We start from the raw sequence: 21,050 nt of genomic DNA on the forward strand, positions 1-21,050 counted from the left end.
CTGCAGTGGCCACGAAGAGCACCACTTTAACCGACGCCAAATGATCGCGATGCAAATATTGCAGCGTGCTTGAGGTGCTATTGGCCACCCGTTTCGCATCTGAATGGATGTGAATGGTGTAGGTGCCAGACGGGTCAATTTCACGCTTCTTTTCACCGCATCTTCGCGAGCGCAAAAGTCATGCAACTTTTGCTGAAAATGCTGAGTGATCCCAAATACAAAGTTGTATCTATGCCTGAGTCAAAATTGACGACTTTCTTTAACCGAGCGCCGTCTGGTCCATAAGTGTAATTGACCGTGCCAGCGTAATTAACAACCGAGATCGGACGGTTTTCGCCATCATAGGTGATGGTACGCATTGGCCCCATTTCATCCGACTTGGTCAGTTGGTTGCCGTTATCGTCGTAGGTATATGTGTAAAGACCCGCTTCAAGCACAGCATGAGGCCGTACAGCGCCCCAATATTGACCACCATAGGTGTAGGTGCCCAAAGCCGAGTTTGAAAGCATATTGCCGCCAAAGTCATAAGTGAAACTTTGGTCTAAACCGCCCTTGTCCAGCTTGGCATTTGTGGCGCTGAGCAGTTGATCAATATCGTTATAGGCGCAGGTCCAATCCTCTGGACCTACATCCCGTTCCATACGGGTAATGCGGCCTGCGGCATCACGCGTGTAGGTGTAGGTTTCGTTGGTCATTTGCACAACCAACTCATCATTTTGCGCACCATTGATCAGTACTTGATCAAAGCTTGCTGCCCCATTTTGGGTGAGAATGTCCCATTCAGAGTTTTGGCTCCAATAGGCCAAGCCACTTGGGTCAACTGAGGTGGGTCACCACAGATGAGCCCACAACTTTGTAAAGCCGGGTGGTGTTGCACCTTCGATTGAAATCATTCCATTCAATCAGCACCTCTATGCCATCAGACCGTGTTTCAAATGACAATACCTCACCATCTTCAAAGTGCATAAGGTCAAAGTCATTTTCGGTTTCTAGCACTTCCTGATCAATTTTTAATTCAGAAGTCTGCAACACAAAAATTGTCACAAACTTGTTACCCTCGGCGCTACTTCCTGCAAGTTCCAAGTGAATGGTTGTTTTACGCCCAACTATGCCAAACTTTACTACTGTTGCTTCGTGAAACATATTTCTCCTCTCAATCAAGCCATTATTCGTCTGGTATTAAATGCGAGGGTCCACAACCGCGAGCACAAGGTCGACCATTTTTATCAAGGTATTGATCGTTCTTATTTTTGTATTGGGGTTCTTTCGGTGGTAGTGATCTATACCCTCAAATCCGCTTTCTCCAGGTTTGCCAGCGTCAAACCTTAATTCGTCTCCATTTTTCCCATTTACGAAAGTTCTGTGACCGCGTTTGCGTGCCTCTGGATGTGAAATCTCCTTATACCCCAATCCCAAAAGATCGTCAGGATCGACCGGTAGGTTTTTCAATATTCCTTTTACAAACTTCCCACCTGGCATAATCGCAGCGGCTACGATGCCGTAATCCGCAATCGAGTTGGCATCTACAAGCCCCTTCACATCTCCTACGGGAGTTGCTAATTCCACCACATCCGCACCGCTAGCTAGATATTCCGTGCCAATGGTCCTCATTGCCTCTCCGGCGTGTCCCAGCATTTGTTTTTGAGACACGTTCCCAGATCTGGCTTGCTCCATCGCACGCGCTTCGATCGCGGCGGGCGACATGGCATTTGCAAAATTTCTAAAACAATCTCCAAATCCTTCACCTTGACAGAAATGCCCACTCGGATCACTCTTATTCACCGGATCATTCAGCGAATATGCATAGCGGTTGGTGCCAACCGCAGGGTCAGCAGGGTTCCACCAGTCGGGTTGAATGAAGCGGGCCAGTTCTGGGTCGTAGTAACGGGCATTGAGATAGGTTAGACCTGTTTCAACATCGTGACGTTCACCGATATAGCTTTTGGTGCGCTCTGGGGTGAAGGTTTGGGCGAGGATTTCATTGATGCCACCAAAGGGTTGGTACTTCGATCTGCGCCGCATTAGCAGACAAAAAGTGCCTGAAACAAGTCAACTAGACTATTTCTCAACCGCGCATTGTTGCTTTACCCAGTTCGCGAAGGCTGTAATTCGTTTGTCGCCCCGCAGTTTATGTGGGCAGGCAAAATAATAGGCTTCCTCACATTTCATGCGCGCGTGTATGGGCACCACCAGGTCCCCACGCAGCACCTCCTTGCGCACCAAAAAATCAGGGATTAGGGCAAATCCAATCCCATTCACCGCAGCTTGAATGACATGGGCATAATGCTCAAACCGAGGCCCCGATTTGATGCGATTTGTGGCGAGGCCAAAGTTATCGCACCACATATTCCACAGTTTCGGGCGGGTTGTGTGGTGAACAAGAGGATAGTCCAAAATTGCATTGATATCGGCGGGACGCTGCTTTTCAATCAGACTAGGTGCACAAACGGGAATAACATGTTCAGGCATCAAGAAATCTAACCGCGCGCCCTGCCAGTCATTCATTCCAAAATGGATGGCAATATCAATATCTTCTGTGTCGAAATTGAACGGCTTTATTTTTGAAACCAGATTGAGGTCCAGTCCATGGTGGCTGGCAATAAACTCGTTCAATTTTGGCACCAACCAACGTGATCCAAAGGTTGGCGGCACCGCAACGGTGAGCAAGCCGATCGACTGATTGTGTGAAATAAACCGAGCCGTTGAGGCTTCGATTTCGCTGAGAATTTGCGACATATCTTGTCCATAACGCTCTGCTGCAGGCTCAAGAAACAGCCGTTTTCGCTCGCGTCTAAAAAGCTGAAGGCCAAGTTGTGCCTCCATAGATTGGATACGCCGGCTCACCGCGCTTTGCGTCATGTTCAACTCTTCGGCCGCCTGTGTGATGCTGCCAAGACGATAAACTGCCTCAAAGCAAACCAACGAATTCATGGATGGTAACGTACGGCGCATTTTCTACCCTTATATTCCATTTTGGAATGATGTTTGCGCATTAACTCGTTTTACACAAGCCCTTTTTCACCACAAAATTCCATCTGTAATTCACCCATACGCCAGCAAAAGGCATGTGGGATTTTTCAGCCGACAATGATCGGCAAGGGAGGAAAAATGAAAAAGCAACTCTTACCATTGGCTGCCCTATTGCTCTGCTCAACATCTTTGAGCGCACTTGCGGGTGGCGAAAAAGTGCCTGACGTCAATTTTCTGACATGGCCAGCGGCCAAGTATCAACATTATTATGAAACGAGCAATTACGTCGCAGAAGGTTGGCGCGAGCTTGGACTAACGGTTAATCTGAACCCACAACCGTTTCCCAACCCAATGCTCGGCAAATGGTTTTCAGAGCATGACTTTGATGCCGTTTTGTCTGTGCTCTCGGGCGCACCTTACCGCATGGAGCCGGATTTTTTCACTAACGCGCAGTTTAACTCTGCCAACTCCAGCCCAGGCGACTGGAACGTAGGCGAGTTCTCTGATCCAGAAGTGGATCGTTTGGGTCTAAAACAGCTCGGCTTATATGATCCAGAAGAACGCCGCGCCGTGATTTATGATTTGCAGGCAGCGTTGCACCGCGCCCAACCTGAGTTGGTGGTTGCGGCGGTAATTTCCACCACAGGCATTAATACTGAGAATGTAGAAATTCCAGGATTTGAAGCCGCACCAGATGGATTACGCTCCATTTGGAACTTGACCAAAATGACGTCAAAAACAGGTGAAGCTGTGAAAATGGGTCAAACGATTGACCAGGCTTCATTCAATCCGCTAGCGGCCAATACGGCTGAAGATTTTATCAATCTCAGCTTAATCTATGATCGTTTGATTGAACTTGGTGCGGATGGGAAGCCCCGCAACCGCTTGGCAGAGAGCTACAATGTTGTTGACGACACAACGATTGATGTAAAACTGCGCGAGGGGCACACATTTGCCGACGGCAAGCCTGTCACCGCGGCTGACGTCAAGTTCTCATATGATTACTTCAAAGAATGGGAAGCGGCTTACTACAAGAAATATTTGGAACGGTTGGAGAGCGTTACCATTCTTGATGATGGCACGCTCCGCTTCAAACTCACCGAGGCCTATGCGCCGTTCATCTTGCATACGTTGGGTCAAGTGTTCGTGTTGCCAGAACATATTTGGGGCAGTGTGATTGAAGATACAGGCATTTCCAAACCGCAAGAATATCGCAACACAGATCCTGTTGGCAGCGGGCCGTATAGTTTGAAATATTGGAAAGAGGGTCAAGAGCTCTATTTGGCCAAACGTGACGACCATTTCATGAAGCCTGCCGCCGACCTACTCTATGTGGTTTTTGGATCGGCTGAAGTTGTTGGTGCGGCACTTAAAAAGGGCGAAATTGACATTTCCTTGCAGCCCCTCGTGCCAACTGTAGTTGAAGAGTTTGCGGCTGAGCCGAACATCAAATTGTATCGCACAAATTCAAACGGCTATATGTCTGCGCGCTACAAGACAACTGGGCCTGTATTCTCGAATGAGGCCTTGCGTCAAGCTGCGGCATGGGCGGTTCCATATGATCAAATCATCGAGGAAGTTCTTGGTGGCGACGCCACGCGAAGCGCGTCTTCAATTGTTCCGATCAATGGGTATTGGCACAGTGCAACACTTGAGTTGCCACAATACGACATCGAAAAAGCGCGAAAAATGCTTGCCGATGCTGGTTTCACCTGGGACGCAGATGGTGCGTTGCATTTCCCTGAGTAACATCCTTTAGGATCGTCGTTCAATTATGATGCTTCAAGTAAAAAACCTCGCCAAGCGCTATGTGCTTGGCGAGAGCCTTTCGACGCTCTTGGGCCTGACCCAAGCTCAATCAATTCGCGCCGTAGACGGGATAAATCTGTCTGTCCAGCCCGGCGAAGTGTTGGGCCTTGTCGGTGAAAGTGGCTGCGGAAAATCAACCCTTGCCCGCTTGTTGGTTGGTCTGGAAGAGCCAAGCGAAGGCGAAATCTCGTTCGGTGGCGACGACATGGCACAATTGCGCCAAGACGATCGCCGCGCATTCCACCGGCAAGTGCAAATGGTGTTTCAAGACCCCTATGGGTCATTGAATCCACAACACACCGTTGAAGAGATTGTCAGCCGCCCGTTGATTTATCAAAAGGCGGGGCTGGATAAAAAAGGTCTACGCGAGCGCGCAATTGAAGCGTTGAGCGAGGCAGAACTGCTGCCGCCAGAACGCTATCTGGCGAAGTTCCCGCATGAGTTGAGCGGCGGGCAACGTCAACGTGTGTGCATTGCGCGTGCGCTTGTGCTCAAGCCAGATTTAATTGTCGCTGACGAGCCGATTTCCATGCTCGATGTCTCGATCAAGTGGGGCATAGTGCGTTTGCTTAAACGGCTGGTCCAAAAGCGAAAAATCGGCTTGATATATATTACGCATGATCTCTCGTCTGTACCTGCTGTTTGTGACAAATTGGCGATTATGTATTTAGGGCGGATTGTTGAAAGCGGTCCGTGTCGTGAGGTTTTTGCAAACCCCGAGCATCCCTACACTCAGGCCCTATTGGCCGCCACACCAAATCCCAACCCAGATGTTGTGCGCAAGCGGCCAAATATTTCTGGCGCGATACCAAGCGCAGCCGCCATCCCCGCGGGTTGCCGTTTTCACCCTCGTTGCCCGGTGGCGAAACCGGTTTGCGCTACAGATTTTCCCGAAGGTCTTTGCAGGGGCTACCACCGTGCTGAGTGCCACTTCGCATTCGAAAATGCCCAAACGCTGGAGGCCGGTTGATGCGACAGTTTTTGATTAAGCGCATTTGGCATGCGCTTCTAACCCTTTTTGTAATGGTCAGCGTGATGTTTTTCATGTTCCGCATGCTGCCCGGTGATCCAACCGCCACGGTGATCAGCCCCGCACTTTACCCAAAGGCGCAAGAAGCACTAAAAGCACAGTTCGGGCTCGATCGACCTTTGCACGAACAATATTTCATTTACCTGCGCAATTTGCTGGTTTTTGACTTTGGCATTTCCTTCCACACCTTGCGCCCTGTCGCAGGGGAAATTGGCAACCGACTAATCAATACGCTCGTCTTGATCTTGCCATCTATGGTTGTTGCTTACGCAATTGGTGCATTTGCTGGTGCCATGGTTGCATGGAAACGTGGCAGCAAAGTTGAAGGCTTTTTGGTGCTGCTTGCAACGGCATTACAATCTACGCCTGTGTTTTGGTTGGGTATGTTGGCGATCCTGTTTTTCTCCATCCGCCTTGATATGTTCCCCGTGGGGCACATTGTTTCACCGGGAAAATTCCCTGAAGCAAACCTGCAAATGTATCTGTCGCTCGATTTTCTGCACCACTTGGCCCTGCCGTTCATGGTCAATGTGGCCTACCAGTTTTGCTTTCCGTTTTTGCTCATGCGCTCAACGATGTTGTCAACAATTGGCGAGGATTACATCGAGTTGGCCCGCATGAAAGGCGTGCCCGAAAATCGCATTCTTTACCATCACGCCATGCGCAATTCTATGCTGCCATTGGCCACAACTTTGCCAATGATATTGGGCTGGGCAGTTGCTGGATCGGTGGTGATTGAGACTGTTTTTTCATGGCCCGGCCTCGGCCTCTTGATGGTCGAAGCTGTGGGGAGGTCGGACTACCCCGTGGTGCAGGCCGCGTTCCTTTTAATCGCTGTTCTAACAGTTGGCGGCACATTGTTGGCCGACCTCATGTACGGGATTTTAGACCCCCGTATCACCTATAAGTAGGAGAGCTAGATGTTCCGCACTATATCGCGTTTCCTTGCCATTATTTGGAGTTCTCCCGCTGGGCGCATCAGCTTATCCATCTTCTGTCTTTGCGTGGCCATTGCGACCTTGGGGCCATTGGTTGCCCCTTATGGGCCGACCGAACGCATCTATGACGAAGCGGGTAAGCTGGTGCGTCTTTCCCCGCCCACGTGGAAGCACTGGTTGGGTACAACCTTGCTTGGCCGCGATGTCATGAGCCAAATGCTTTGGGGCGCACGCCCCGCGCTTACCATTGGCGTTTTGACCGCTCTGGGCACCGTGCTGATTGGGGTGAATGTTGGGCTATTGGCGGGCTACCTTGGTGGCCGCGTGGACAGCATACTCATGCGCATAACTGACATTTTCTTAGGGCTGCCATTCCTGCCCTTTATCATCGTTTTGCTGTCCTTAACGGGGCAAAACATTTGGACCATCATTTTCGCGATGATGATTGTGATGTGGCGCTCAACGGCACGGATTGTGCGGGCGGAAGTGCTCTCCTTACGCGAACGCCAATTCATTGCGGCGGCGCGCACCACCGGTGCGAGTGATTTTGACATTATTTACAAAGAAATCGCCCCCAACATCATGCCGTTTGCGCTTGTTGGCGTCACATTTGCACTGGCTTGGGCAATCATTACTGAGGCCAGCATTGGGTTCTTGGGCTTTGGTGATCCAAATGTCGTGAGTTGGGGATCGATCATCTACGACGCCTACGCATCGCAAATGATGTATCGCGCACCCTGGTGGGTGGTGCCGCCCGGCATTGCCATCATGGTGCTTGTGACCTCGGTTTATTTCATTGGCCGCGCATATGAAGAAGTTGTCAATCCACGCATAAAGCAGGCGGGTTAATCATGGACAAAACACATCAGTTCACCCCGGCGCTTTCCATCAAAGACCTGGACGTAGATTACAACGCTGGCGAACATCCTGTTGCCGCTTTGCGAGAGATTAATTTGGATCTTTTCAAAGGTGATCGAATTGGGTTGGTTGGAGAAAGTGGCTGTGGAAAATCGACTTTGCTCAAAGCCATCATGGGGGTGCTGCCCAAAAATGCGCGGACCCCAAATGGCCAAATATTATTGGATAAAACTGACCTATTGACCACTGACGGTGAAACGCGCCGAAAAGCACGATGGGCGCGTATCTCAATGATTACGCAGAGCGCGCTTAATGCTCTCAATCCGGTCCACAAGATCGGCGCGCAGATTGAAGAGGCGATCCTATCACACAAAGACATTCCCAAAGAAAAGGCTCGCGAACGCGCGAAAGAATTGTTCGATTTGGTCGGCGTGTCATCGGAACGATTGGATGACTATCCGCACCAGTTTTCGGGCGGCATGCGTCAACGTGCTGTCATTGCCATGGCGCTGGCACTTGAACCTGAAATCGTGCTGGCGGACGAACCAACAACTGCTCTGGATGTGATCGTCCAAGACCAAATTTTTGACCGCCTTTACAGCCTACAAGCTGAACAAGGCTTTTCAATTGTTTTGGTCACGCACGACTTGGCGTTGGTCGTTGAAAGCTGCGAGCGCATTGTGGTGATGTATGCAGGCATGATTGTTGAGACCGGGAATACAAAGTCCATCACACGCACCCCATTGCATCCCTATACCGCTGGCTTGAGATATGCGATCCCCGACCTGACGCTTGATCACGACCCCATATCCATCCCCGGTGCGCCGCCTGACCTGTCACAACCATTTCAGGGCTGTCGTTTTGCCCCCCGATGTCCAATGGCGATTGATGCGTGTTGGCAAGACATGCCTTCCCTTGAACCTGTTGGCCAAGCAGAAGGCGAGCGCTTGGTGCGCTGTCATCGGGCAAACGAGATGAACGATTTTCGCGACAGGTTAAGCCAACAAGACTTTTGGTTCAGCGAAACAAAGACAAACGAATAATCGAAAACACGGAGAGACTAAAATGCATTATTTTGCTTATGGCACCCTTTTGGTTGAAGAGAGCATGCGCGGCGTGTGCCCAAGCGCAAAGAACGTGGGCTACATGCGGCTAGACGGCTATGAAATGGCGTTTGGAAATTGCTCTAGGGAAGGCCTTGCAGGTTGCACACTCGTCGCCAAAGAAGGCGCGGTTACCTATGGCATTCAATATGAATTGACCGACGAAGATATGGCCAAAATGGACGATGCAGCCGAGGTCTCGACCAAACAATGGGTACATACCCCAATAACGTTGATAGATGCATCTGGCAACAAAGTGCCCTCGTCCACATACATTATTCCAGGTGAACTGAATGAGTGGGCACCCACAGAGAAATACGTCTCGCCAATCCTAAAAGGGTTGGAAACAGCTGACTTTCCAATCGACTATAAGACATTTATGAACGCCATGATCGACAGAGTCGTTTGCTGAAATAGGTAGTTAGCGGCTACACATTAATTGAAAAGCCTGTCGCCACGGCGGCAGGCGCAAATATGGATTGGGCGGCCTGTGGCAATATTAGAGTAGTCGCCCTGCCCGAACGGTTCCACTTTCAAAGCGATTGATATCATAAACACCTAAAAGAAGAGGAGCTCTGTTTCCAAACGAGAGCTCCTCAAAGAGTGTTTTCAATTCTGGCAATTTACTTTCCAAAAAAACGGATCGCGCACCACATCACCGCATTGGTTCAGCATTTGTTGCGATGATCCCATTTGGACGCATCATCAAGAATGCAATCAGGGTCAACAGAACCGCTGCGTCGCGATAAATCACATATTGATCGGGCAGAATATAGAGGAAACTGGCTTCCAATAGTCCCAGCAAGAAACCGCCATAAAGAGCGCCCTTTGGGTTAGATAACCCACCTATAATCACTGCAATTAGCGCTTTGACCATAGGGGTTAGACCCATCGCTGGAAAAACAGCGCCGCGCTGTGCAATCCACATGACGGCGGCGACGCCAGCAAGTACGCCCGACAAGCCAAAAGCCAACATGATCATTTTATTGGCGTTTATTCCCATTGATCTGGCAACGGTAAAATCCGATGCAGCAGCACGTAGCGCAATGCCAATCCGAGTTTTGGTGATGAATGCATTTAGTCCAAACAGTGTCGCAAAAGAGATGATGATGGACATGACTTGCGCTTTGGAAATGAAGACATCTCCAAAGGTCATGTAGCCGGAAAAATAGCTAGGGATAGGAATTGGCTTGGATTTCGGGCTAATGAAAATCTGGAAACTCACGTGCAGCGCCAAAGAGATAGCGAATGAGGTGATGAGCAGCGACATTGGGCTGCGTCCACGCAATGGCCTGAAGGCAATGCGCTCCATAGCAACGGCCGCAAGCCCCGCTAGAGCGACTGCGAACAAGACCGCTACTGGAAATGGCACACCTGCCGCGAGCATAAAGAACAAGCCATAGCCGCAAACGGTCATTAGATCGCCATGGGCAAAATTTAGAAAACCAAGCAGTCCAAATACGGTGGCAAGGCCCAAAGCCAGCAATGCGTAGGTTCCCCCAAGGCTCAAAACGGATATAGCAAATTGGATTAATTGTTCCATGGTTAGTTCCTACGCCGCGCCCAAATAGGCTTCGTGAATTTTTTTGTCTTGCGAAAGGTCTGCGGCTCTGCCTTCGCGCACAATATGCCCCAGTTCCATCACATAGGCCCTGTCGGCAACCGCCAGGCTTTTTTTGACGTTTTGCTCCACCAACAAAATGGTCACGCCTTCTTGGTGCAATTCACTGATCAATTCGAATACTTGGGTAACGATTTTTGGTGCAAGACCCAATGAAGGCTCATCAAGTATGAGGAATTTGGGACCAATCATTAGGGCGCGCGCTATGGCAAGCATTTGCTGCTCACCACCAGAGAGCGTGCCAGCCTCTTGGTTGACCCGCTCGCCTAAAATAGGGAAGCGTTTGACCATTTCGTCCAATCGCACATCACATTTAGCTTTTGGCAATGTAATGCCACCAGCGATCAGGTTTTCTTTCACTGTCAAATCTGCAAAAACCCTTCGCCCTTCAGGCGACATGACAATGCCCAGTTTTGGTTTTGCTTCTACAGAGGATTTGGCCAAATCGTTGCCATTGAATTCCACCTTGCCAGCGGAAATGTCCGTTAACCCCATAATGGCGTTTAGCGTGGATGTTTTTCCCGCGCCATTCGCGCCAATGATGGTCACCAACTCGCCTTCATTGACTTGAAATGAGATGTTTTGCACGGCTTTCACCGGCCCATAGCTCACTTCCAACTGATCAACATTGAGTAGTGTGTTTTTCATCTATCCACTTTCAAAGTGGGGTGACGCTGACAAAGCGACACCCCGGTATTTGCAATCAAAATTATGAACGAGGTGATGGAATTTCACTTGGTTCTAATTTGATAGATTTGATGTGAACGCCCTCGCCGCCTTGGATTTGCATCACATGCACAGGCAGATTGGGAAGCGCCCCAAAACCTTTGAATGTGACTTCACCGATTTCGGTTTTCACATTTTCCAGTTCACCAAATGCTTTGCGGACCGATAGCGGGTCGATGGTTCCGGCGCTCTCAATGGCTTTTTCAAGCATGCGCATAAACGAGTAGCCAACCATTGCTGGATAAACGCTATCCTCGTTGCCATAGGTTGCTGCGTAATTTGCAACAAACGCTTCAGCTTCTGGGCTAGAAGATGGCGCGGCCATTGTTACGTAGTAGACGCCTTCAACAACTTCACCTAAGCCCCGAACAGCCGGTTGATCTAGCACATCGGGCCCCAAGTATGCTGACTTGATCCCTGCGGCGCGCAGTTGATTGATGAAAACCGGAAAATCATTATCGAATGGCATGGCCACGATCACATCAGGTTCTTCGGGAAGTGCCTTAATTGATGCAATGATTGTTGAGAACTCTTGTTGGTCATATGCAAACTCTGAATTCCCAACAACTGAACCACCTGCCTCGACGAACTTTTCCTCAAAGTAACGTGGCAAGTAGTCTGTGTAAGGATCAAATTGAGAAGTGACCAGATAGGCGGTTTTTGCTTTCAAATCCTGGGCGGCAAACTTTGCGTAAACTCCCCCCATATGCGCGTCGGACATCATAACAAGAAACGAGCCTTCGCCCAAACGTGCGGGGATTGTTGGTTGAGACGCAATCGTGTGAACCGCCAACATGTCTTTGCGTAACGCTTGTGTGCCCGCGGACACCGCGTAAGGCACCAAAGCCGATGTGATGAAGGCGTGCATTTTTTCGCTCGCCATGACTTCTGCGGTTGAAACGGTTGATTTTTGAACGTCAGAAGCATCATCGCGCTCAATCAATTCAATTGGGTATTTGCCCAAGAACCCACCGCGCGCATTTGCTTCAGTTTGATACATTGAAACGCCTTGCATAAATGGCGCATCATATGACGCCATAAAGCCGGTTTTGGCGTTCACAGCACCAATCACAAAGTCTTCTGACATCGCAGGCATCGTTCCGAGCGCAGCAACTGCTGTTGCTAATAGAATTTTCCTAATCATTCTTCCCTCCACTTTGGACGTTTAGTCGTCCATTTCTTCGCCGATATAGGCTTCTATGACGTGCGGATCCGCCTGAACCTCCTGAGGGGTTCCGCTCGCAATTTGTTCGCCCTTATTGACCACATAGATCTGATCACAGAGCGCCATGACCATTGGAAGGTCATGTTCAACCAACAAGATTCCGCAGCCGATGCGCTGCACAATTTGTTGCAAAAGGTCTGTAAGGTCTTTGGTTTCTTGGTCGTTCATGCCAGCAGCAGGCTCGTCCAAAATAAGGAACTGTGGTTCAAGAGCCAGAGCGCGTGCGATCTCAAGACGTCGCTGATCGCCATAGGCCAAACCATCGGCCTGCTCTTGATATTTATTTTCCAGCCCCAAAAAGGCTAACCAATTGAGCGCCAATTGCTCTGCTTCTACCCGAGACATATCGGGGCGCGAAACATTGACCGCAGCTATGACGTTTTCAAGCGCGCTCATGGCACCAAACGTTCTAATGTTTTGAAAGGTTCGGCCTAGTCCAATTTTTGCCAATTCACTGGCACTCGCCAGCGTTACGTCATTCCCGTTGAGCTGAATTGAACCACCTGTTGCAAAAAGATTGCCGGTGATGACGTTAATGAATGTGCTCTTCCCCGCACCGTTTGGACCGATCAGTCCAACGATTTGGCCCGCTTTGACTTCAAGATTGATTTTATCCATCGCACAAAAAGCACCATAGGATTTTTGCAGATTTGTTGTGGTGAGTACCGCGGTTTCATCAACGTGGTAGTTGGGCTTATTCGAATGGGCAGTTTTCTCTGCAAATACATTCGGGAACAAACGCTGGAACCATTGGTGCGCAGCGATCTCCTTGTATCCCGCCACCCCTTCTGGGCGATAATAGAGCACCAGCAAGATCAAAAGTGAAAACGACAGAGCTGTTAGGCCAAACACGTTTGGCATAATAAAGCCAAACGCCAATTCAGTGCCCGAATACCCATTGAGGAATTCCTCAGTCTTTTTGAAGATCTCTTCAGCAAAACTAACAAATATTGCGCCAACAACGGCACCAGTGAGCGAGCGATAGCCACCAACGATCACCAACACGATAAGCGCAAAGGTTTTGTCGAGATAGAATGAAGACGGCGACACCACACCAACGGAATGGGCAAACAATGCACCAGCTGCCCCCATGATCGCAGCGCTAACCACCCAGACACCAAAAATTGGTCGCTCCGAGCGTATGCCGATTGAGCGCGCAGCTGGTTCGTTTTCTCTAAAACTTTCTGCAGCGCGGCCGATGCGGCTCGATTTTACGGCGAACGCAATCATCAGCGCCAGCGCCAACAAACCAAGAACCAGCGGCCAAGTAACCTGCTCGGTTGGCAAAGCATATAGTGACTGCTTGCCGTTGGTAAGCGGCTTCAGGCCGATAAATAGCAAATAGGCGATGACCAGGAAACCAAAGCTTGCAATGACGGCAGATGTTTCGCGCAGTCGCTGCATAACAAAACCTGTTAGCACCCCAACAATTGCGGCAGCACACGTAGCTGGCACAATGGCCGCGACCAACGGCCATTCCACATTTAACAATGGTGCGGGCAACTGTGGTAGCAAAATTGGCTTTATCGTGGATGGAATGGTGAACCACGCGGACACATAGGCGCCGATGCCAAAGAAGACGACATGGCCAAGCGAAAGGATGCCCGTTGAGCCGCAAAACAGCCCAAGACCAACGCCTGCAATAATATTGATGGCGGCGATTTTCAACAAACGTTCACTGGCGAAGCCAAGCCCTGCAATCAGCGCTAGAACCCCGCACACCAGCAAGAATAGCGAGACTGCGCTGAAGACAGAAACCCTTGTTCGTTGGTCAAAAAACGCCGAAAACTTCGACGCGCGCGCAGTTTCGCTTTGCGCCATACCGATACTGCTCAATCGATCCTCCCCCTTTGCATCGTTTGAATTGATGCAAATATTCACCGCCCCCAACATTCAACGACGTCGGCCGGCGGTTTACACATCACTTGTGTACATATTCAAAGATAATTGTTTGAAAGTCGCAATAAAAGCGATATTTTTGGCAGTTTACTGTTATGTATCGTAACTTAATTTTACCCGACCGACTATTGCGACAATGGAACTGCCAAATATAAACAAACGATCTCAGATACTTATACCTGAGATCGCTCTATGCTTGAATTTGACAACTAAAACATTAGAAATTGTGCAGATAGCGGTCGGTCTCCACTTGCGTAACCTGTTTATTCACAAATTCAATTTCACGTTCCGCCTGTTTTACAATCACGGCTAGCCGGTCTTTGCCGACCACGTCTTGCATAAACTGAGACTGTTTTGCGCGTCGAACGGCCTCATCAAGGGACAATGGCAAGGGCTCATCATCACTATCTTCATATGCGTTGCCCTCGATATGAGGACCAGGTTTCAGACCAGCTTCAATTCCATCTAGACCAGCCGCAATTTCACATGCCAACAAATAATATGGATTGCAGTCGGCGGAAGCGTCGCGCTTTTCAATACGCACTGCCGTGTCTGATCCATCAATCACACGCAATCCAACCGTGCGGTTATCATATCCCCAGCTGGCGTTCATGGGGCAAAATGTATAGGGCTGACGGCGACGATAGGCGTTTGGCGTCATTGATGTCACCAAAGACATTTCCGCCATTCGCGTTTGCAAACCTGCCAAGAATGCCAAACCGGTTTTGTTGATCGTTTTGTTGGTTGCGAATTGGTTTTTGCCGTCTCTCCACAATGAATAGTGCGTATGAAACCCGCTGCCACTTTGATCGATGTACGGCTTGGCCATAAATGTAGCAAGATAGCCATGCTTAAGTGCAAGTTCTTTGACCATCGCACGGAAAAGCACAACGCGATCGGCGGCTTTGAGTGCCTCACCATACCGAATATTCACCTCAACTTGCCCTGCGGCATATTCTGGGTTCGACTGCTCAATAGGAATGCCAAGGGCGTTCAAGTGCTCGCGGATGGGACCAAGAACATGCTCCATTTCAGCCATGCGGTTGATGCCATAGACTTGGTTGCCAGAAAATGTCGGCTTCCCGGTTTCTGGGTCCAGCAAATAGAACTCAAGCTCTGTGCCGACTTGAACCTCATAGCCCATTTTGGCCGCCCGCTCGACTTGAGCAACAAGCGCATTGCGTGGATCGATTGGCACGGGCTTATGGTCAAGCCCCTCAGCGCGCGCCATACAAATTGCCACGCCCTCTTCCCAAGGTGACGCCACGGGCACGTGAGATGGGAACATATGCATGTCCACATAGCCGTTATCGAAACTACAATATGGCGTGTCCCAGACATCACTGGTCATGTCCATTGCAAAAAGCGCAGCGATAATGGCATTGCCATCGTTGCACGTGCGCTCCCATTGCGTTGCGGGAATGCGCTTGCCGCGCATAAAGCCGTTAACATCGCCAACGCCCAACACAATAGTGTGCGTTCCCTCTGGCAAAGTATAATCTGAAAACCCCAAAGGTCTCTCTCCCCTTTTGTCTTTCCAGAAATTTTGCATTTTTGTATTCAGTATGCAAGAGTTTCATAATATCAAATTCGAACAGATAATGTTATGTTTTATGCATGTAATTAGTATTTGAACTTATTTTTTGTTCGTTATTCGTAATTTAAGTTGGTTCGAATGCGGTTGTCTTGAGCAACTGCTTGTCGTATGGCAACTGTATACAAAGAAATTGGCAAGGCGGCAGACATGGCAACATTCAAAAAGATAAATGCTCCAAGAATTCGACTTGCTGATGAAGTGTATACACAGATCATCAATGCCATCCACGAGGGTCAGATTTCGCCGGATCAGCGCCTGGTTCAGGAAAAACTGGCGGCAGAACTTGAGATCAGCCGCACACCAATCCGCGAAGCTTTGTTGCGATTAGAGCAAGAAGGCATTCTAACGCTATCTGGTCGTGGCGGCTTCATAATCCGGCAGATTGAACTTGAAGAAGTACATGAAATATACCACACGCGCGCAGCTATTGAAGGATATGCAGCACGGCTTTTGACCGAAAGCGGTGATGAAAAGCTGTTTAAGCAGATTGAAGCTGTAATAACACTTGAAGAAACGCGCGACTTGAAAACAGCTGCAGATTTCTATGATGCCAACAAAAACATCCATCGCGCTTTTGTTGAAAGAACAAACAATCGCTATTTGCTAGATATGTTTGACCAAATGTGGAACCGAGGGTTTTCATTCCATTTGTTCGCAACGATCAAAGAACATGAACTGGAAAAGTCTCTGGGCGAGCACCAGGCTCTATGTGATGCGCTAAAGGCTGGCGACCCTGCCGCCGCTGAAATGGCTATGCGAGCACATATCAACGACGGCCTGGATCTGCAACTTGGTGCATTGGCAGAAGAAGCGGCCTAACCAATTGAAAAATCAATGATGGTGCGGATGCCCTGCCCTTTGCGCATATCATCAAAGCCGTCATTGATCTGATGCAACGGAATCCGTCCGGTCAGCATATCATCAAGATTGAGACGACCGTCCAAATAGAATGCCACCAACCGCTGCATATCGGTTCGGAACTGGTTTGATCCCATATCGCATCCCATAACTCGACGCTCTGCGATAAACTGCATGAAGGGCAACGACACTTCTGCGTCTTGTGACATAAGCCCGATCAACACCAATGTGCCGTTTTTGCGCAACATCATAAAAGCGTCGCGCGCCAATTGGGGTGAACCGACGGCTTCAAATGCATATTCAGCCCCCTTGCCCAGCGTTATCTGTATAACCTGATCCACTGGCGAGGCAGTTTTGGAGTTTATGACGTGGGTTGCGCCAAATTTCTTCGCCATCGCCAATCGATCGGCATTAATATCAATCGCGATAATATTGAGTGCTCCGGCCATTCGCGCGCCTTGCACTGCATTCAGGCCAACCGCGCCACAGCCAATAACCACAACGCTCGAACCAAGCTCAACTTTTGCGGTGCGCATAACCGCACCAATGCCCGTTGTGACCCCACAACCAATCAAAGCGGCCTTGTCTAATGGCATCGCTTTGTCGATTTTGGCCAGCGCATGTTCATGCACCAACATATGGTCAGCGAAAGCTGATAGGTTCATGAACTGTTGCACAGAACTGCCCGCCTGCATCAGGCGCGGCTCTTCTTTGTCATCACGGTTGATGGACGCTTGATCTTCACAAATCGAAGGGTGTCCAGAAAGGCACTGATGACAAGATCCGCAAAAAGCGGACAAACAGCCAATAACATGGTCGCCGGGCTGCAAATAGCTCACCCCAGCCCCTACTGCGCGCACAATGCCTGCGGTTTCGTGCCCAAGAACAGCAGGCGCAGGCACAGGCAAATGCCCGTCCATGAAGTGCAAGTCTGTGTGGCAAAGTCCTGTTGCCGCAACTTCAACCAACACTTCATTATGCCCCGGATTGGACAGTGTAATCTCTTCAATTTCTAACGGCTGACCCGCTTGTCGAAAAATTGCAGCTTTCATAGTGTGTCCCCCTAGTTCTCTAGCTCTTGCCAAAACGTTTCAAGTTGTGCGTTTACAGCAGTTGGATTCTCCAAATTGGCAATATGTCCGGCGTCTGGAATGATAGATGCTCGCGCGTTGAGCAACTCTGCGGCAATGCGTTCGGCATAGGCCGGCGGTGTCTCGGCATCCAACGCACCTGCCAAAACAAGCGAGGGCACGTTAATGGCCTTTAGCTTTGCTAGCGCGTCGTGCTCAGCAATCAGATGCGTCGTCAGCTTCAGGCCCTGTTTTGTGGCACGAGACATGGCGCCAATCGCTTCTTGTCGAACTGTGTTCCTGCAGTCCGGTGCAACAATGGCATTGATCATTGAGGCGCTAAACTCCGCCACTGAAACGTCACTGTCCAACTGCCCGCAAATCGAATGGGTAAACTCTTTTGGATCCGCATCACCGCCCAAACCGAATTTTGGCGAACTATCCATAATCGTCATCGACGTCATATGTTGGGGATAGACCGCAGCAAAATGCTGCAAAATCATTCCGCCAACGGACAGACCAACAAAGTGGGCTTTTTCCAAACCCAGCGTTTTCGTGACAAAATGGTGAAGCGCCGCAACAACCTCTTGCATGCGGGCATTGTCCGCTAACGGCGCTGAAATACCAAACCCTGGCATGTCCCAGGCAATGCATCTGTACGCTTTGGAAAAACGCTCAAATTGCGGCCGCCAAGCGGTCTTTGAACCGGCCATTGCATGCAAGAATATGATGGGTGATCCTGCGCCGCATTCAAGCCAGGACACACCATCGACTGTCGTATTTTTCATAAGCTCTCCCCTTTTCATCACGTCTTAAATGGAGAATAATCGCTGCAACTACAGCAACTTACACTCGTCCACTTTTTGTAAAAATCCCCTCTACAATTTGCTCGTATACAGCATACATGAATTTCTGTATACAGAATTCAGAGAAATTTTTGAGGGATGGCTATGACCAATCAACCAGTTTTTGAAACCGACCTAAATGATCCGCATTTGTTTGATGATGGGATACCGCACGAGGTGTTTTCTAACATGCGTTCGACGAGCGGCCTGGTGTGGAATCCCATCGGCGAAGAAGGCGATGGTTTTTGGTGCGTTGGTCGTTTTGAGGATGTGGCAGAGGTTTCGCGTCACCCCGAGATTTACAGCTCCGGGGTTGGTCACATTCAAATCTACACCATTGATGAGGATGCGCTGGAGGCTCGCGCATCCATGATTGATATGGATCCCCCTGCCCACACAAGGCTGCGTCGCTTGGTCAACCCGGGGTTCATTCCCCGCAACATTCGAGACTATGAACCAATTGTGCGTGAACGGGCGTCAAAGCTTCTCGACGACTTGATCAAAGATGGTGGCGGCGATTGGGTTGATCGTGTGGCAAAGCCTATTCCCATTGGCATAATCTGCGACATGCTTGGTGTTCCTGAAGAAGACCGCAACTATATGATTGAATTGACGGACCATCTGGTCGCTGGCACCTCCGCAAAGCCTTTGGACCCGAATGCCTATGGCAACACTATTCCACTGCGCCTTTTGCCGTTTAACAGTCCTGCAGCTTTTGCCCTATCCGAGTATGCGCGCGAACTGGGCGAAAAACGCCGCGTAGACCCTAAGGACGATGTGGTGTCGAAATTGGTTCACACAGAAATCGATGGTGAAAAACTGACCGATGCCGAATACACCAACTTCTTCCGTTTGTTGATTTTTGCCGGCAATGAAACAACACGCTCGGCTATGTCCAACTTGGTGCTGCAAATCGTTCAATTCCCTGAGGTCTTTGAGAATCTCAAACAAAATCCAGATTTGATGGAAGGCGCGGTTGAAGAAATTGTTCGCTACGCTTCTCCTATTTTGTATTTCCGTCGCACAGCAACACAAGACACCGAACTATCGGGCACCAAAATCAAAAAAGGGGAAAAGGTCGTTATGTGGTATGCGGGTGCCAATTTCGACGAAGGTCGTTTTGACGACCCGCTTTCCTACAATATTGATCGACCAAAACAACCCCACGCCGGTTACGGTGGCGGGGGTGTTCACACCTGCCTCGGCGCAGGCCTCGCGCGGATTGAGTTGCGGGTTTTGCTCGAAGAAATTCTGAAGCGCAATATGGGGTTTGAGATCAAAGAAAAGCCTGAATATGTACATTCGAATTTTGTGAATGGCATTGAGCATTTGCATGTCACTGTGACAGGAACCCCAGGAGCCGGCAAATGAATGCCTTAACCTCAGCACATCAACTTGTGCCAATCTCGTCACCCGCTATGCGGGCCTTTCGAGTGACCCGGATTGTAAATGAGTCCTCGATCATCAAGAGTTTTTGGCTCAAACCACAATCCGAAGAAACACTGAATTTTGTCCCCGGAGAATATTTGGTGTTTGAAGTACCAGCAGGTCCAAATGGTGAAACCTTGAAGCGTGAGTATTCAATTTCCGGATCGACAGACGAGCAGCTGCGCGTTTCAATAAAGCTCGAAGAAAGCCCAAATGGCACCACTTATCCTGACGGTCTTGTTTCAACCTATTTTCACAAATCGCTTAAAGAAAATGATGTCGTTTGTGCATTTGGACCTACTGGAAAGTTCCTCCTAGATCGGAACAGCGATCGGCCTGTTGTCTTGTTGAGTGGCGGCGTGGGGCAAACGCCTTTGATTGCAATGGCACATGATTTGGCACAACGTGGAACGTGCCAAACGCAAATCATCCATGCGTGCGAAAATGGTGAGGTTCACGCTTTGCGCGATGAACTGGTCGCCCTATGTGAGGCGGCTGACAATTTGGACGTGCATTTTGTTTACCGAACGCCTACGCAAAACGACAAAACCAACAAGCGGTTTGACAGCGAAGGCGTTGTCACCAAGGCGTTGCTGCAAACACTTCTGCCAGTTGACGACTACACATTTTATCTTTGTGGGCCCGGCCCATTTATGCAGGCAATGTTTGAGTTACTGCTTGAATTGGGCATCGCTGAAGAGCGTATCAACTATGAGTTTTTTGGCCCTGCAACGGTTTTGAAACGTTCTGGAACAAATGCGACACAAAGTGAGACAAAGAGAGACAGTGTCATGGCAACGTCTAACGATACGCAACCCATTGTAAAATTTGGAAAATCCGGCATTGAAGTTGCTTGGGACCCCTCATTAGAGAACCTTTTGGACTTTGCTGAAGAACATGGCCTGATGCCAGACTTTAGCTGCCGCGCGGGGACATGTGATAGCTGTAAAACAAAGCTTTTGTCTGGTGAAACAGAATATATATCAGAGCCTATGGAGCGTCCTGCGGGCGATGATATCTTGATCTGTTGCTCCGCCCCAACTAAAAATATCACGTTGGATTTGTAGGTCAGA

At 49.5% G+C, this 21,050-nt stretch carries 20 protein-coding genes; 9 read left to right on the plus strand and 11 right to left on the minus strand.

All coding sequences use genetic code 11. The features are described from left to right. Nucleotides 1-152 precede the first annotated feature (152 nt). The 4 genes from O4H47_RS02645 to O4H47_RS02660 are packed head-to-tail and all read right to left on the minus strand — an operon-like array spanning nt 153 to nt 2,952. Nucleotides 153-806, minus strand: coding sequence for a hypothetical protein (locus O4H47_RS02645; protein ID WP_269392384.1), 654 nt, complete (start codon nt 804-806; stop codon nt 153-155). 10 nt (nt 807-816) lie between these two features. Continuing rightward, nucleotides 817-1,143, minus strand: a complete 327-nt coding sequence (locus O4H47_RS02650) for a hypothetical protein (protein WP_269392385.1) — start codon at nt 1,141-1,143, stop codon at nt 817-819. A 36-nt stretch (nt 1,144-1,179) separates the two neighbouring features. After that, entirely contained in the window at nt 1,180-2,022 is an 843-nt protein-coding gene (locus O4H47_RS02655) for an RHS repeat-associated core domain-containing protein (protein ID WP_269392386.1), read from the minus strand. A 36-nt stretch (nt 2,023-2,058) separates the two neighbouring features. After that, complete coding sequence (locus O4H47_RS02660; RefSeq protein WP_269392387.1) at nt 2,059-2,952, minus strand: LysR substrate-binding domain-containing protein; 894 nt, start codon at nt 2,950-2,952, stop codon at nt 2,059-2,061. 156 nt (nt 2,953-3,108) lie between these two features. Here O4H47_RS02660 and O4H47_RS02665 point away from each other — a divergent pair, with 156 nt between their 5' ends. The 6 genes from O4H47_RS02665 to O4H47_RS02690 are packed head-to-tail and all read left to right on the plus strand — an operon-like array spanning nt 3,109 to nt 9,120. Beyond that, entirely contained in the window at nt 3,109-4,719 is a 1,611-nt protein-coding gene (locus O4H47_RS02665; protein WP_269392388.1) for an ABC transporter substrate-binding protein, read from the plus strand. A gap of 25 nt (nt 4,720-4,744) precedes the next feature. Next, nucleotides 4,745-5,749, plus strand: coding sequence for an ABC transporter ATP-binding protein (locus O4H47_RS02670; RefSeq protein WP_269392389.1), 1,005 nt, complete (start codon nt 4,745-4,747; stop codon nt 5,747-5,749). Then, nucleotides 5,749-6,720, plus strand: a complete 972-nt coding sequence (locus O4H47_RS02675; protein WP_269392390.1) for an ABC transporter permease — start codon at nt 5,749-5,751, stop codon at nt 6,718-6,720. The genes O4H47_RS02670 and O4H47_RS02675 overlap by 1 nt, the downstream gene beginning before the upstream one ends. A gap of 9 nt (nt 6,721-6,729) precedes the next feature. Beyond that, entirely contained in the window at nt 6,730-7,596 is an 867-nt protein-coding gene (locus tag O4H47_RS02680; RefSeq protein ID WP_269392391.1) for an ABC transporter permease, read from the plus strand. Nucleotides 7,597-7,598: 2 nt separating this feature from the next. After that, nucleotides 7,599-8,648 carry an ABC transporter ATP-binding protein gene (locus O4H47_RS02685; protein WP_269392392.1) on the plus strand — a complete coding sequence of 350 codons (1,050 nt, stop codon included), beginning with the start codon at nt 7,599-7,601 and terminating at the stop codon, nt 8,646-8,648. 22 nt (nt 8,649-8,670) lie between these two features. Beyond that, a complete protein-coding gene (locus tag O4H47_RS02690; RefSeq protein ID WP_269392393.1) occupies nt 8,671-9,120 on the plus strand; it encodes a gamma-glutamylcyclotransferase family protein in 450 nt (149 codons plus the stop codon). Nucleotides 9,121-9,363: 243 nt separating this feature from the next. Here the strand turns inward: O4H47_RS02690 and O4H47_RS02695 are convergent, their stop codons facing one another. The 5 genes from O4H47_RS02695 to O4H47_RS02715 form a co-directional block, all read right to left on the minus strand. Continuing rightward, complete coding sequence (locus O4H47_RS02695) at nt 9,364-10,251, minus strand: branched-chain amino acid ABC transporter permease (RefSeq protein ID WP_269392394.1); 888 nt, start codon at nt 10,249-10,251, stop codon at nt 9,364-9,366. 9 nt (nt 10,252-10,260) lie between these two features. Continuing rightward, complete coding sequence (locus O4H47_RS02700) at nt 10,261-10,977, minus strand: ABC transporter ATP-binding protein (protein ID WP_269392395.1); 717 nt, start codon at nt 10,975-10,977, stop codon at nt 10,261-10,263. Nucleotides 10,978-11,038: 61 nt separating this feature from the next. After that, nucleotides 11,039-12,199 carry an ABC transporter substrate-binding protein gene (locus O4H47_RS02705; protein ID WP_269392396.1) on the minus strand — a complete coding sequence of 387 codons (1,161 nt, stop codon included), beginning with the start codon at nt 12,197-12,199 and terminating at the stop codon, nt 11,039-11,041. Between the two features lie 21 nt (nt 12,200-12,220). Beyond that, nucleotides 12,221-14,116 carry an ABC transporter permease subunit gene (locus O4H47_RS02710; RefSeq protein ID WP_269392397.1) on the minus strand — a complete coding sequence of 632 codons (1,896 nt, stop codon included), beginning with the start codon at nt 14,114-14,116 and terminating at the stop codon, nt 12,221-12,223. Nucleotides 14,117-14,396: 280 nt separating this feature from the next. After that, nucleotides 14,397-15,692 carry a glutamine synthetase family protein gene (locus tag O4H47_RS02715; protein WP_269392398.1) on the minus strand — a complete coding sequence of 432 codons (1,296 nt, stop codon included), beginning with the start codon at nt 15,690-15,692 and terminating at the stop codon, nt 14,397-14,399. A gap of 231 nt (nt 15,693-15,923) precedes the next feature. Here O4H47_RS02715 and O4H47_RS02720 point away from each other — a divergent pair, with 231 nt between their 5' ends. Further along, on the plus strand, nt 15,924-16,595 hold the full coding sequence (locus tag O4H47_RS02720; protein ID WP_269392399.1) for a GntR family transcriptional regulator: 672 nt from the start codon (nt 15,924-15,926) through the stop codon (nt 16,593-16,595). On the opposite strand, the gene O4H47_RS02725 is transcribed toward O4H47_RS02720, so the two are convergent. Together O4H47_RS02725 and O4H47_RS02730 are read right to left on the minus strand one after the other, a co-directional pair. Further along, complete coding sequence (locus O4H47_RS02725) at nt 16,592-17,686, minus strand: Zn-dependent alcohol dehydrogenase (RefSeq protein WP_269392400.1); 1,095 nt, start codon at nt 17,684-17,686, stop codon at nt 16,592-16,594. The genes O4H47_RS02720 and O4H47_RS02725 overlap by 4 nt on opposite strands. 11 nt (nt 17,687-17,697) lie before the next feature. Beyond that, a complete protein-coding gene (locus O4H47_RS02730; protein ID WP_269392401.1) occupies nt 17,698-18,492 on the minus strand; it encodes an alpha/beta fold hydrolase in 795 nt (264 codons plus the stop codon). A 162-nt stretch (nt 18,493-18,654) separates the two neighbouring features. Between O4H47_RS02730 and O4H47_RS02735 the strand changes: the two genes are divergently transcribed. Beyond that, nucleotides 18,655-19,920 carry a cytochrome P450 gene (locus O4H47_RS02735; protein ID WP_269392402.1) on the plus strand — a complete coding sequence of 422 codons (1,266 nt, stop codon included), beginning with the start codon at nt 18,655-18,657 and terminating at the stop codon, nt 19,918-19,920. After that, the gene (locus O4H47_RS02740) at nt 19,917-21,044 is read left to right on the plus strand and encodes a 2Fe-2S iron-sulfur cluster-binding protein (RefSeq protein ID WP_269392403.1); all 1,128 of its coding nucleotides are present in this window, start codon (nt 19,917-19,919) and stop codon (nt 21,042-21,044) included. Before O4H47_RS02735 ends, O4H47_RS02740 begins: the two co-directional genes overlap by 4 nt. Nucleotides 21,045-21,050: the final 6 nt, after the last annotated feature.

Source organism: Maritalea porphyrae (assembly GCF_027213965.1).
GTDB lineage: Bacteria > Pseudomonadota > Alphaproteobacteria > Rhizobiales > Devosiaceae > Maritalea > Maritalea porphyrae_A.

Bases quoted from the DNA above. Each gene is read 5' to 3' on its own strand.
- O4H47_RS02650 (WP_269392385.1), bottom strand. From the start codon at position 1,143: ATGTTTCACGAAGCAACAGTAGTAAAGTTTGGCATAGTTGGGCGTAAA.
- O4H47_RS02655 (WP_269392386.1), bottom strand. From the start codon at position 2,022: ATGCGGCGCAGATCGAAGTACCAACCCTTTGGTGGCATCAATGAAATC.
- O4H47_RS02660 (WP_269392387.1), bottom strand. From the start codon at position 2,952: ATGCGCCGTACGTTACCATCCATGAATTCGTTGGTTTGCTTTGAGGCA.
- O4H47_RS02665 (WP_269392388.1), top strand. From the start codon at position 3,109: ATGAAAAAGCAACTCTTACCATTGGCTGCCCTATTGCTCTGCTCAACA.
- O4H47_RS02670 (WP_269392389.1), top strand. From the start codon at position 4,745: ATGATGCTTCAAGTAAAAAACCTCGCCAAGCGCTATGTGCTTGGCGAG.
- O4H47_RS02675 (WP_269392390.1), top strand. From the start codon at position 5,749: ATGCGACAGTTTTTGATTAAGCGCATTTGGCATGCGCTTCTAACCCTT.
- O4H47_RS02680 (WP_269392391.1), top strand. From the start codon at position 6,730: ATGTTCCGCACTATATCGCGTTTCCTTGCCATTATTTGGAGTTCTCCC.
- O4H47_RS02685 (WP_269392392.1), top strand. From the start codon at position 7,599: ATGGACAAAACACATCAGTTCACCCCGGCGCTTTCCATCAAAGACCTG.
- O4H47_RS02690 (WP_269392393.1), top strand. From the start codon at position 8,671: ATGCATTATTTTGCTTATGGCACCCTTTTGGTTGAAGAGAGCATGCGC.
- O4H47_RS02695 (WP_269392394.1), bottom strand. From the start codon at position 10,251: ATGGAACAATTAATCCAATTTGCTATATCCGTTTTGAGCCTTGGGGGA.
- O4H47_RS02700 (WP_269392395.1), bottom strand. From the start codon at position 10,977: ATGAAAAACACACTACTCAATGTTGATCAGTTGGAAGTGAGCTATGGG.
- O4H47_RS02705 (WP_269392396.1), bottom strand. From the start codon at position 12,199: ATGATTAGGAAAATTCTATTAGCAACAGCAGTTGCTGCGCTCGGAACG.
- O4H47_RS02720 (WP_269392399.1), top strand. From the start codon at position 15,924: ATGGCAACATTCAAAAAGATAAATGCTCCAAGAATTCGACTTGCTGAT.
- O4H47_RS02725 (WP_269392400.1), bottom strand. From the start codon at position 17,686: ATGAAAGCTGCAATTTTTCGACAAGCGGGTCAGCCGTTAGAAATTGAA.
- O4H47_RS02730 (WP_269392401.1), bottom strand. From the start codon at position 18,492: ATGAAAAATACGACAGTCGATGGTGTGTCCTGGCTTGAATGCGGCGCA.
- O4H47_RS02735 (WP_269392402.1), top strand. From the start codon at position 18,655: ATGACCAATCAACCAGTTTTTGAAACCGACCTAAATGATCCGCATTTG.
- O4H47_RS02740 (WP_269392403.1), top strand. From the start codon at position 19,917: ATGAATGCCTTAACCTCAGCACATCAACTTGTGCCAATCTCGTCACCC.